Origin of the sequence: Pedobacter kyungheensis (genome assembly GCF_000812965.1) — a bacterium.
GTDB lineage: Bacteria > Bacteroidota > Bacteroidia > Sphingobacteriales > Sphingobacteriaceae > Pedobacter > Pedobacter kyungheensis.
Map to the genome: position 1 here is coordinate 33,265 of NZ_JSYN01000015.1, position 11,911 is coordinate 45,175.

Here is an 11,911-nt window from a genome sequence, read left to right on the forward strand (position 1 = left end):
GGGAGGCTATCATTGACAGACCTAATGATATGATCGTCATTTCGACTGGAGCCAGCCGGTTTTCACCGGTGGTGGAACGGAGAAATCTATTTAGACAGATTTAGCTTCGCTGAGCCTTCGGGTTCTCGACTACGTTGCCCCCGATAGCTATCGGGGCCGCTCGAAATGACGACCCCGGAAGGGGCTGTCACTCATATTTTTATACAATAAATTACCTCTCAGGGTGACAGTTATACCGAGAATTCTTTAATATCTCCCCTAAATCTCTCTACCCAGCGGAATGCCTTTCTCAAATTTTCGTTCTGTATCAGCTTCGGCTTTCTTTTCATCTGGAGTTGGTTCTTGTTTTACCAGATTTTTAAGTACGGGTTGTCCGGCATCAACCCATGCCGAGTACCAGAAAGAACCAATTTGGAGGATAGCGCTGCGCATTTGCTTTTCTACCATATTATTCATCCTATCGTGGTAACTTTTTGAATATTCGATGGAGTATTGTTTTAAAATGGTGTTATTCCTTTCTGAGAAACTGTATTTCTGATCGGATGGAAAAGATGCGCTGAGGGCAGCTTCGAAGGTTAAAACAGTATCAACCAGGCTATGGGTATGTTTTACGATCCGCCATGCTGCTTTTAACGGATTTTCGATATAATTGGCTTTGCCTACCACAAAATTGTAGCGGGTAGAAAAAAGCTCGGGCAAGCGGCTTTCCCAAAAAGCATGGATACCCACCTGGTTGGTGAGTTGTCCGTTATGGTTGGCTGTAGTATGTAGCGGAACATGTGCATCGCCAATGTAGTGGCCTAAATCGGCCGAGTATTTTAAAATTTTAACTGAATCGCGGGTTTTAAAAGCTTTAACCAGGCTGTAATAAGTGCGCTGAATTTGCCAGGGTAAAATGCCATTCGTGTTGAGTTTTTTCAGGCCATATTTGTCCAGCGCATCGTTCCATTTTTCGGGAATGCTATCGATGTTTTTTTCGTAGTTTTCTACATCAAGATAATGCCTGGGTGCCTCTAAGGTATCAGCGTACCTGCGCTTATCGGGATCTACAGCATGCTCGGTAATGTATTTTACATTTTTTTTGTAAAACCCGATCATCTCAGCCGGAAGTGTAAAAATAGCAAGGTTATTGATTCTTTGATGTGCAAAGAACCCCCAGGAGGTACAAAGAAGAGTAGGGATGATTAACGCAATTAAAATCGTTAATCTTTTCATTGTTAAAAATATTTTCTGTTAGGAATTCCTCCTGATTACTATGTAGTCAGGAAGAATTCTTATTCAAGTTATGAAAAATTTAAGCATTTTCCATTTTTTCTTTATCTAATTTTTTCATTTGCATCACTACGGCCATTACTCTTTGTGCCCTTTCAGGATCGGCCATTAACTCGCCAATGTTAGATGGGATGATTTGCCATGAAAGGCCAAATTTGTCTTTTAACCAACCACACATGCTTTCCTGACCACCATCTTTGGTTAACGTATCCCAGTAATAATCTATTTCTTCCTGGCTATCGCAGTTAACCATGAACGAAACTGCTTCATCGAACTTAAATTGTGGTCCACCGTTCAGGCCCATAAATTTACTTCCATTAATTTCGAAAGTAACTACCATGGGCGTAACCTGGGTAATTTTCGAATCTTTAAAAACACTACAGTAATAATTTGCTGCTGCTTCGGCCTGTCCGTCAAACCAAAGGCATGTTACAAGTCCTTTTGTCATTTTGTTTTGTTATTGGGTTTTTGTTAGTACTAAGTTCGGCAACATATCCATAGCACATAGGGCGTAAAAGAGACTTTTTAAGGGGGCAATCATACCAAAGCTTAAAGGCTAAAGCCCGGTTCTAAACTCCAAATTGCGATAAATGATGGTCTAAATGTTTGTAAAACATATTGTTCCACTCGGTTTTGTTGAGTACTCCAAAAGAATGCGATTCTTTTCCATCGAAATGGTTTTCGCCCAATTGTTGTGTTTTATGCAGATATTCGATTAGGCGGGCTTTCTCTTTTTCAAAATTCCTTTCATCTTTAATAATGAATTGGGGAGCCGTTGGGTTGCTTTTTGGATAGGGCTTTTCGCTTACCACTTTACTTTTAACCATGTTTTTTAAGATAAATTTCATAAACATACCTGGCTTAGGATGGATATTATCGTAAACCATTTCGTAGGTTACATTACAGTGCGCCAGCATTTGCACTACGTTCATTTTGCCCCAAAGCTGTGGTGTATTGGGGGTAAGGTGATTAATTCTGTCAATGATTTCGGCGGTTACTTCGGGTTGAAAAATGTTTTTCATGGTTTGTTTATTTAGATATATATCTATTAAATGACTGCCAGTATTTATCTCTATAAATATCATAAGATATCTGAAATCTGTCAGCGTATTTTTTCATAATTTCATGCACTACTTTAGCAGGTTTTCTAAATTCTTTACAGGCAAATAAAACTTCTCTTGTACCGTTGGCGGTTTCTCTGCCAATGTTTAAATATCCATCTTTATCTTTTAATAATACGAGTATTTCATCTTCCAGATCATTTAGTTGATTGTATACAGCATTATTAGGCAAACCATTATTATCGGCAGAAAATCTAATTTCGATATTTAAAATCCATGGATGTGATGCTTTATTTACCCATGCCAATAAATCGGTGTTTATAACAGCTATCAACGGATTACCATTTTCTAATTCGGCTTCAAGCATGTTATAATTATCATTCTCGATACTGTGTCTAATGCCATCGTATTTCTCTATAAATTCCTTTTCACGCCATGTTAGAAAATGTTTTAGTTTTTCTATTGGAATAAGTTCTTTTTCAATTTCTTCTTTCCCAACTATTTTCAAACGATCAATAGTTGTTGCAGAGTTTAGTTCTCCCAGATAATTATCAAGGAAAATGTATACACCGTTGGTAATCGTTTTGGCATTTTGTTTATTGAAATCGGGGTGAACAATAGTCAGGTCTATTTCATCTGGTAAGTTTGGATGTTCAGTATAATAAAAGTTTAAATTTTCTTTATTAAACTGAAAGTTACCCATGCTAATGTTTACATTTTCTAAAGCTAATGGTTGTTTTAGGGCGGTAATGATCCAGCCCTCTATGTTTGGGGCAGAAGCAACGAGCTCTTCTACGAAAGCGATATTTTTAATATTCCCATCAGCCGTAAGAACGAGCTCAGCGGTAGTATTATTAACCATTCCTGTTAAAAAGAAAAAACCATCTTTTAATTCAGCTAATTTTGGCGAAAGCTTATCGAAGAAGTCTTTTTCAAAATTTCCATTTGTTTTAACAACTTTGAAAAAATCCTTTTCATTTTTTCTGAACCATATCCAGAAATCTTCATTTGATTTAATTGGTTCTTCTTTTGAACAAAATATTTTTTTTAATAAACTCATTTTTTATATTTAATTCCGCAACATTTTAAACGAAAACCAGCCCAGTAATACAATAATTACAGCCATTAAAACCCATAGCCAGGCTTTGTTTTCGAACAGAGGTTTGGTTATTTTGACTGTGTAGGCCGGATTTTGCTGCTCTTCGCCGATGGTAAGTGAACTTAAACCAGCAGGTATTTTATTTTCGAATTTATCGATTTCATAACTCGGGGCTGTCGCTTTTTCGTTGCCATAATATAAAGCATAAGGTAGCTTTGGATCATCAAAACGGGCAATTAACTCGTATACATTGCCTTTCAGTGCTAAACCACTTAAACGTAATGGCTTATTATCATTGTTTTGAATGGTAATCTTCAGTTTTGAAGTGATTGTATTAGGGAAGGTAAATACCGGTTTTTCTAAAGAACTGATGGTGCCGGTGTAAAGCTCCATGTAATTGTACCGGATGCCCTGATCGGTTTTAAAGCTATCGGTTACGTATTCGATTTTAAACGGGCGATAAAAATCAAAGTCGCTTTGGGCATTTAAACTTAATTGCGATACCGGTACCGGATCGGTTAAATTAATATCGATAACCGTTTCTTTGTGTTCAGCATCATTTTTAATGTTGTACGATTGATATTTGATGTTTTGAAAAACACCCTTTACGGTATCTGCCTTTAAAATTTTCGTGGCTAAAAGTTCTGGCTGGGTATTACTTTTTACCGCAAGCCGAAAATAGCTGTACTTAGCATCCGGAAAATTGAGTCTGGTAAAATGGTAGTCTGTGTACTGATTTTTGATTGATAAAATCCGGTAATCTTTTACGATGGTAAACCAGCTTTGGTTATCGTTGCTGCCTTCGAGGTTAACCTTCCAGTCGAAATTTTCTTGTTTGAAATTCAGGTTAATCTGGTTGATTACAGTTGCTGCCGAGGGCTGAAAGGTATAATAGTAAACCTGATTTGCGTTGCTTTGGTTCAGTTGTTTAAAAGCAATTTCTTGCGTGCTAACCTGATCGCCACGTTGCTTTAACAGGTACGGCACTTCAACGGTATCTTTGCCGTTTACACCAAAAATACGCAGGTCTTCAAAGCCCGGTTTTAACTTTTGGTACATCGGATTAGGCAATACCAGGCTGTGCCAGTTGGTCTGTACTCCAGTAATCTCTCTTTTTAAGGTATAAGGAGCAGTTTGCGCATTTGCAGCTATTGTGCAAGACAAAAGCCAGAAAAGCATTTTATTTTTTAGTTTCAACATCATCAATAATTAAATGTTTGTACTTGTTGTAAAGGAAAGAAATGATGAGCAGCAACACGCCGAGCGATACAAAAACAATGGTTTTCGAAATGGTACTGAGGTAGGCAATATCGTAGACAAAAAGTTTGATGAGTGTAATGCCAAACAGCACCATTGCTCCAATACGCAGGTGTTTTTTGTTTTTGGCCAGGCCCAACCCAATCAAGAAAAGGGAGTAGGTACCCCAAAGGATGCTCAACCCCAACTTATAACTGCCATCCAAACGGGCAAGTTCTAAAATATTAATCAGCTCGCTGCTAATTACCCACAAAGCGGAAATGTAAAGCAGGTAATCGAAAAGGGTTTTAAAGTTACTTTTAAACAGCTCGGAATTGATTAATTTGTAAAACATTACAATTAATAAGCTAAAGCAGGCAATAGCAACATAGCGGATTCCGATATTGAAAGCGCCAACTTTAAAGTAGTTATGGTCTGGAAATAAATATTCATCTCTAAGCTCGCTTAAATTATAAAGGCCATTGGTTAAAAATAAAGCAATAACCAACAGGTTAATGGCCAGGCAAGCAATGGCCAATTCGCTGCTTTTTAGTTTTTTCAAGTTGAAATAAGACAAAGCTGCAGCAAAACATAAGGTATAGATATAAAGCCAGGCTATTTTTAATTTTTCGTAATTGTAGTTGTAGGAATAGTTGGCATAATCGGCATTTGTTTTAGGGTGCGTATTAATTTTAGTGCTTTCGAAGAGGTTATTGAAGTGCTTCGAAATTTCCATGGCGAAGGTAATGTATACCACAAATAACAAAATGGAAGGAATGCTATAACTCAATATCTGACGCATCCAAATCCACTCTGCTGGTTTTTCAGTTTCTTTTTTGCTAATGCTAAACATCCAGGCAAAGCCAGCTATGAAGATGATGGCAGTTAAGAAACCTACATTGAATATTGGTTTAACGATCAAATCGCTACCATAGTAACCTGAATAACTCATCCAGTCTTCTAAAAGGCTAAAAAAGGCCAGGAAAATGAGCGGAAACGAAAGCTTTTCGTAAATAGCAATCTGTTTAACCCTGCCCAGGTAAAAGAGTACAGCTGCCTCAACTGTCCAGAATATGGTTACCCAACCACCATCTAGTTGTACGGGTACGGCCATGGTAATAAAGGTAATCACCAGGGCCAGAATGAGGTAAAACAGGTTTTTATCTGCCAGTTTTCTTTTATAAATAATCAGGCTTACTATAAAGTGAATCACCCCGTTTACCAGTGTAAACAAGCCTAAAAATGCGGTGCTGTTTTTATTGTCGCCTATAATTAAATAGCCAAGACCATAAAAAATGAAAGCGTTTAACAGTATAATCACCACATCGCTTAAGCCAAATACTTCGCGTTTAAGCACCTTATAAGCCAGATTGGTGATGTAAAAAGTGATGAAAAATATGGAAGCGAATAGCAAGGCTAAGCCAAAATACTGGTTATTGCTACTTAAATCTAAACGCCAGGCCGAAAAAATAAGCCAGCTTAGTCCGAAAGAAGCATAAAATAAAGGTTTCCAGTATTTTTTAAAGCTCAATATCAGAATGCCAATATTGATGATGGCCATGTAGCTAAATAAAACGCCCACTTTGCCTGAGCCATCGCTTAATAAAAAGGGCACGGCATAAGCACCTACCAGGCCAATGTGCGCAATAACCTGTTTATTGTATTGAATAGCGGCAACCACCGTAAAAGAAGTGAAAATCACCATCAACCCAAAGGCCATGGCCTGAGGAATCAGGGCATAAAAATCGTAAGCGGCATAGGTGATAAAATACATGATGGCAATGGCTCCACTAACCAAAACTGCCGAAAAGTTTTCGTACTTAGCCTTTAATTTGATGGCAAAGCCCATTAAACCAGCTCCTACAGCGTAACCCAATACAATCCGCGTTAAAGGACTAATCATATCGTGATCGATAGCATATTTGGCGCCAATGGCTACACCAATAATGAGAATCAGGATACCGATTTTACTGATCAGGTTTTCGCCAATAAATTTCTCGAAATCCGATTTAACCATATTCTCACGCTTAAAGCGGTCGGCAAAATTAGGTTGTACAGGACTTTGAGGTCTGGGAAAAGGTGAAGGAACCGGCTGCGGAGTAGCGGTATGCGCTGTCACAGGATTTGGAGGTGTATTTCTGGCTGGCGGTACAAAAGCAGGTGCTGCAACTACCGGAGCATTTGTAGAGCCTGGCGATTGTAAAGCTTTAACTTCCTGTCTTAAAGCCTGAATTTCGGCTTCGAAGCTTTGTTGCCTCAGCAATAAATTCTCGAGCTTAACTAAAAGCAGGTTTAATTTTTCCGAATTATCCATCCGATATCTGGTTTGCGTAACTTATTTGATTAAATATAGGAAATGAATTTTGATCAGGTTAAGAAATTATTGATCAGGCAGGTAACAGTTCTGTATAAAATGCGACAAATTCGCGGACAAGCGAATAACCGTCGCGCCATTCGAGATAGTTAGGACTGGCACCAAACACCTTATCGAAGCCATTTTTCCTAAACAGCATCTTGCTGCGGGTAATGTGGTAATACTGCGAAACCACTATAATGCTCTCAATGTGGTAATCGCTTTTGAGCTTAGCTGTGTTTTGCACGGTTTTTAAGGTATTATCTCCCCGGTTATCGGTAATAATTGCATGGGCCGGAACGCCTTTTTTAATCAGAAAATCGCGCATTTTATCGCCTTCGTTAAAGCCTTCTTTGCCGCGTCCGCCACTTACCAATAACATTTTAACACGACCATCCTGATACAGGCTGAGGGCACGCTCCAGTCTTTTTTGCAACCTGTCTGATAAGGTTCCGTCTTCGTTTACCTTATTGCCCAGCACAATGCCTAAATCAGCATTTCTTGGAGTATTATTCATCCCATCGATAATGGTAACGCAGGTGTGGATGCTAAACCAAAGTACTAAAAGGATCAGGAACGCTTTGATAAGCAGCCTCATTTTCAGTTTAGGGCTTTTAAAAACTGGTTGATGTCTTGTGTCCATTGGGGTTGATATTGCATTAGGTAGTTGTCGTGGCCAGCCAAAGGATAAGTGCGAAGTATTTTCTTTCCTTTGAGGTTGTTAAAAATTTCATCGATTTCGGCACGTGAAACCCTGCTGTCTTTTTCGCCGTATAATAACAAAACAGGGCATTTTATGCTTTTTGCATCATCAACCGGGCGGAGGTTAAAACCATTAAACTGATGTTGAAAACCTCCCCAGAACACCAAAATATTGGCCAGTGGGAAACTGGGGAGATGTAAAATTTTAAACCGGGCCTCAGTAGTTTTCAACAGGCTACTGTATGGACATTCAATAATCAGTGCATCGGGATTGAGCTTAAAATCGTTAAGCGCTTTCATTGTCGCTACAGCGCCCATAGAAGTGCCAAACATAATGATTGGTTTCTTTTCCTTTTGTTTAATATACTGATAAACGGTTTTAACTTCTTCTGCCTCGGTAAAACCAATTGTGGTTTCATTACCTTCTGAGCCGCCAGAGCCCATAAAATCGACCAGCAGGGTACTGTAGCCTAACTGGTAAAAAATATTGGCCTTGTTTATCAATCCAGATTTGGACGCACTATAGCCGTGAAACATTATTACCGTGCCTTTTGCCTGGGGATGTTTAATGAACCAGCATTCTAATTTTTTATTGCTTTGTAATGTAATGGTGGTATAGGGTAAATCGGGTTTCTTTCTGTTTACCGGACGTGGATTGGATACACCTGTAAAAAGCGTCTTTATTTTCTCAGCCATCGAAAGTTGCTCTGGTTTAGCTGTTTTAATTACTTTTTGCGCAGAGTAATGCGTGAGTTGGTAGGCCTGATTATAAGCTATTACGTTTACGAGTATAAATAAGGTTAGCAGCACCCAAAACGAGACTTTGATTAGCTTAGGCAGTGGCTTTTTAGCCCGACGTTTTTTTGATTTAATGTACATGCGGTAGAATTAAATTTTAATCAACGTTTTAAATACGCCATCAATTACTTTGGCCATCCGGTTTATATCAAGGGTTTCCATGGTATCGGTAACCTGATGGTAGTTTTTATTCCGGTAAAAAGAGGTATCGGTAATCATTAAGGCGCTGTACCCAAATTTCCAATAGTTGAGGTGATCTGAAAAATCGATGCCTGGCAAGGAAGTGGGACCGCTAAAGGTTTTGGTAAGAATGGTATTTGCTTTTTTAAAACCCGAAGTAAAGCTGTTGGCAAACTTGCCTGCGCCAAACTTCTTAACCATGGTAATGTAATCGCCTTTATTACCATAAAACCATGATAAAATGCCTACTGGGTAGGATTGCGATTTCTTTTCCGTTTTAAAGTAGCCAATCATTTCTAAAGAAACCATGCCGTAAACATCAATTTTATTAAGTTTGAGCCATTTGGCATGCACATAGCTTCCCATGTATTCGGTACGGAAATAGGGTGGCTCTTCTAAAGTATAGGCCACTAAATCTATGCGGTAGTTTAACTTTTGATCTTTTAGCAGCCTGGCCAGCTCTAACAATCCCGTTACTCCACTTGCATTATCGTCAGCGCCTTCTTGTTCGCCGCAACTATCGTAATGTGCCCCTACAATTATCCGCTTTGTGTGTGAGGTACCAAAAGAACAGATTACATTTTTATAAATTTTCTGATCGACAGTATATTCCTGTATGTACACGCTATCAGCATATTGCTTAAATATCGAACGGATATAATCGGCTGTTTGGTTCAGCTGATCTACATTTTGATGGGTACGATATTTAGGTGTTTTGGTTAAGGCTTTTAAATGCGCTTTTATAATGGCTGTATCGGGTTTCCCTGCAGCATTACACCAGCTTGCCAATAAGAAACAGAAACTGAAAACCAGGGTTTTTGAGCGCGTCATTTGTTGAGTTATCGGATACGAATATAACAAATTCGGAAATTACCAGCAGGTATAATCACGCCTTTTATATAATGATATGACTTTAGCGAAACCTAATCGATATAGATTTTTAATATTTTTACGGCAAAAAACAGTTGCCATGGAATTATCCTGCCCGATATCTGCCGAAAGAATAAACGAAAATGTGGTGCGCATTATAGCCTTTATGGTTGCCGTAATCGCTACCGCTTGTTTAATATTTGCCAATTATTGGGCCATATTATTTTTGATTTTCGATTTTGCCAGCAGGGCTTTTACTTCAGGGAAATTCAGTTTGTTGAAGTATGTCGCCCTAAAGATTGACCAGAAACTGGCACTGCCAAAACAAATGAAAGATCTGGCTCCAAAGAAATTCGCCGCAACCTTAGGCTTTGTATTTTGCCTGCTGATTACGGCGATGTTCTTATTCGATTTTCCTTTAGCAGCAATGGTTTTTACCGCAGTGATGGTGCTGTTTGCTTTGCTTGAAAGCCTGTTTGCTATTTGTGTGGGCTGTTATGTTTACAGTTTCCTGCAATTGTTAAAAGGCAACAAAGCTTAATTTATGGCTGTAAAGCTTTTCTAACTGCCGGGGCAATCCGGGTACCATAAATTTCTATAGCTTTCATCATGGCCGCGTGCGATGGGCCACCAACATCCATGTGTGCTGAGAAACGGGTTAGGCCAAATGTTTCCTGCAAAGCCAGGATTTTATCAATGGCCTGGTTGGCATCGCCGATAATTAAAGCTCCGTCTTTGCTCATTCCGGCATCGAACTGGTTCCGTTGATAAGGCGCCCAGCCACGTGTACGGCCAATCCTGTTCATTTGAGCAGAATAAAGCGGATAATAATAATCTGCTATTTCGCTGGTGTCTTCTCCAAATAGGGAATGCATGTGTACGCCAACTTCAAATTTATTCATATCGTGACCGTAAGCCTGATATACTTTTTTGTAATAATCGAACAGGGGCTTAAACTGTATGGGCTGACCACCAATAATGGCAAACATAACTGGTAAACCTAGTCTGCCGGCGCGCTCTACCGATTCTGGTGTGCCACCTATGGCTACCCAGATTTTTAAGTTATCGTTTACTGCGCGGGGTAAAATTTCCTGGTTATTGAGTTCCGGTCTGAATTTACCTTTCCAGTTAATTTTGGATGAAGCATTGATTTTCAAAAGTAAATCCAGTTTCTCTTCGTAAAGCGCGTCGTAATCTTGCAGGTTGTAGCCAAACAACGGGAACGATTCGATAAAACTGCCGCGACCAGCCATTAATTCGGCCCTGCCATTCGAAATTAAATCGATAGTGGCAAAACTTTGGTACAACTTTACCGGATCTGATGAACTTAAAACAGAAACTGCACTGCCTAGCTTGATGTTTTTGGTTACAGTGGCTGCCGCTGCCAGAATAATTTCCGGGCTCGACACGGCATAATCTGGTCGGTGATGCTCGCCAATGCCATAAAAATCCAAACCCACTTCATCCATGAGTTTAATTTCCGCTATAATTTCCTGAAGTCGCTGTTGGGCGGGTTGAATTTCTCCATTTGCGTTGATTTGCAAATCGCCGAACATGCCAATACCTAATTCCATACGTTAAAATAATTTTAACAAAGGTAATGGCTTTGTATTTGCCGGAATTTGATGTATGGTAAGAAAATGGTTAACTGTTTAAATCGTTGAACTGGTTAATTGTTTGACTTAACACACCGTGCATACTGCGATGCTTTTTGGTATAGTTTAATTATTCAACGTGATTAACTGCAGGTTAAGAAAGGATATGTTTTTAAAAATTAGATTTTACAAACTTTAATCAAGCTTGCCTAACGATTTTAAGATTGAAGCCAGTTCCTCAAACTGATAATCGAAATTGGTAACATCGATATTGAACTGCTTTCCGCTTTTTAAGGAAACCGAAATGAAATAATAAGGATGCCTGGTATAAAAAGGGTTGTCGTCAACTGATTTAATGGTATCAATTTCTTTCCATTTAAAAGTGCCTTTATCCAGAAATGTTATTTCATTCTGATCAGCAACAATTGCATATTCATCTTGTTTCGAAATCAAATTTTTTAGGAAGAAAGTCATGAATATCACAAGTAATGCCAAAGCAATTAATACAGAAGCTGTTTCGCTTAAATTGGAATTAAAGATTATAAAAACCACAACTAATGGAAAAATACTAAAGCCAATAATTAATGGGGCCAGATTACTATTGTCTTTTACTTTAATAGATGTAACCATTTTTTGAGCGATTGAGTGGTTAATTTAGTAATTCTTTTTAGAAATAGCTAACCATTCATAGGTCAGATGGTAACATCTGACCTCACCTAAATCGGAATCGTTAAAGTTTTTTCAT

General features: G+C 38.7%; 12 protein-coding genes. 1 reads left to right on the top strand and 11 read right to left on the bottom strand.

Features of this window, described 5'->3' with window-relative positions; genetic code table 11:
* Window positions 1–258 precede the first annotated feature (258 nt).
* From OC25_RS12850 to OC25_RS12890, 9 genes are all read right to left on the bottom strand, one after another.
* Window positions 259–1,215 (bottom strand): zinc dependent phospholipase C family protein, encoded by a 957-nt coding sequence (locus tag OC25_RS12850; protein ID WP_039476654.1) that lies wholly within the window; start codon window positions 1,213–1,215, stop codon window positions 259–261.
* Between the two features lie 79 nt (window positions 1,216–1,294).
* The gene (locus OC25_RS12855) at window positions 1,295–1,720 is read right to left on the bottom strand and encodes a VOC family protein (protein ID WP_039476655.1); all 426 of its coding nucleotides are present in this window, start codon (window positions 1,718–1,720) and stop codon (window positions 1,295–1,297) included.
* A 121-nt stretch (window positions 1,721–1,841) separates the two neighbouring features.
* Window positions 1,842–2,294, bottom strand: a complete 453-nt coding sequence (locus tag OC25_RS12860) for a DUF1569 domain-containing protein (RefSeq protein WP_039476656.1) — start codon at window positions 2,292–2,294, stop codon at window positions 1,842–1,844.
* A 7-nt stretch (window positions 2,295–2,301) separates the two neighbouring features.
* On the bottom strand, window positions 2,302–3,393 hold the full coding sequence (locus OC25_RS12865) for a DUF695 domain-containing protein (protein ID WP_039476657.1): 1,092 nt from the start codon (window positions 3,391–3,393) through the stop codon (window positions 2,302–2,304).
* A gap of 9 nt (window positions 3,394–3,402) precedes the next feature.
* Window positions 3,403–4,596, bottom strand: coding sequence for a DUF3999 family protein (locus OC25_RS12870; RefSeq protein WP_167335397.1), 1,194 nt, complete (start codon window positions 4,594–4,596; stop codon window positions 3,403–3,405).
* Window positions 4,597–4,612: 16 nt separating this feature from the next.
* Entirely contained in the window at window positions 4,613–6,982 is a 2,370-nt protein-coding gene (locus OC25_RS12875; protein ID WP_039476659.1) for a DUF2339 domain-containing protein, read from the bottom strand.
* A gap of 73 nt (window positions 6,983–7,055) precedes the next feature.
* Window positions 7,056–7,619 (bottom strand): YdcF family protein, encoded by a 564-nt coding sequence (locus tag OC25_RS12880; RefSeq protein ID WP_039476661.1) that lies wholly within the window; start codon window positions 7,617–7,619, stop codon window positions 7,056–7,058.
* 2 nt (window positions 7,620–7,621) lie between these two features.
* Complete coding sequence (locus OC25_RS12885) at window positions 7,622–8,602, bottom strand: alpha/beta hydrolase (protein ID WP_156131468.1); 981 nt, start codon at window positions 8,600–8,602, stop codon at window positions 7,622–7,624.
* A gap of 9 nt (window positions 8,603–8,611) precedes the next feature.
* Window positions 8,612–9,532 carry a M28 family peptidase gene (locus OC25_RS12890; RefSeq protein WP_039476663.1) on the bottom strand — a complete coding sequence of 307 codons (921 nt, stop codon included), beginning with the start codon at window positions 9,530–9,532 and terminating at the stop codon, window positions 8,612–8,614.
* Window positions 9,533–9,671: 139 nt separating this feature from the next.
* On the opposite strand from OC25_RS12890, the gene OC25_RS12895 reads away from it, so the two are divergent.
* Entirely contained in the window at window positions 9,672–10,112 is a 441-nt protein-coding gene (locus OC25_RS12895) for a DUF4395 domain-containing protein (protein WP_039476664.1), read from the top strand.
* A gap of 1 nt (window position 10,113) precedes the next feature.
* On the opposite strand, the gene OC25_RS12900 is transcribed toward OC25_RS12895, so the two are convergent.
* Window positions 10,114–11,145 carry an LLM class flavin-dependent oxidoreductase gene (locus OC25_RS12900; protein ID WP_039476667.1) on the bottom strand — a complete coding sequence of 344 codons (1,032 nt, stop codon included), beginning with the start codon at window positions 11,143–11,145 and terminating at the stop codon, window positions 10,114–10,116.
* Window positions 11,146–11,361: 216 nt separating this feature from the next.
* A complete protein-coding gene (locus tag OC25_RS12905; RefSeq protein ID WP_039476670.1) occupies window positions 11,362–11,796 on the bottom strand; it encodes a hypothetical protein in 435 nt (144 codons plus the stop codon).
* Window positions 11,797–11,911 lie beyond the last annotated feature (115 nt).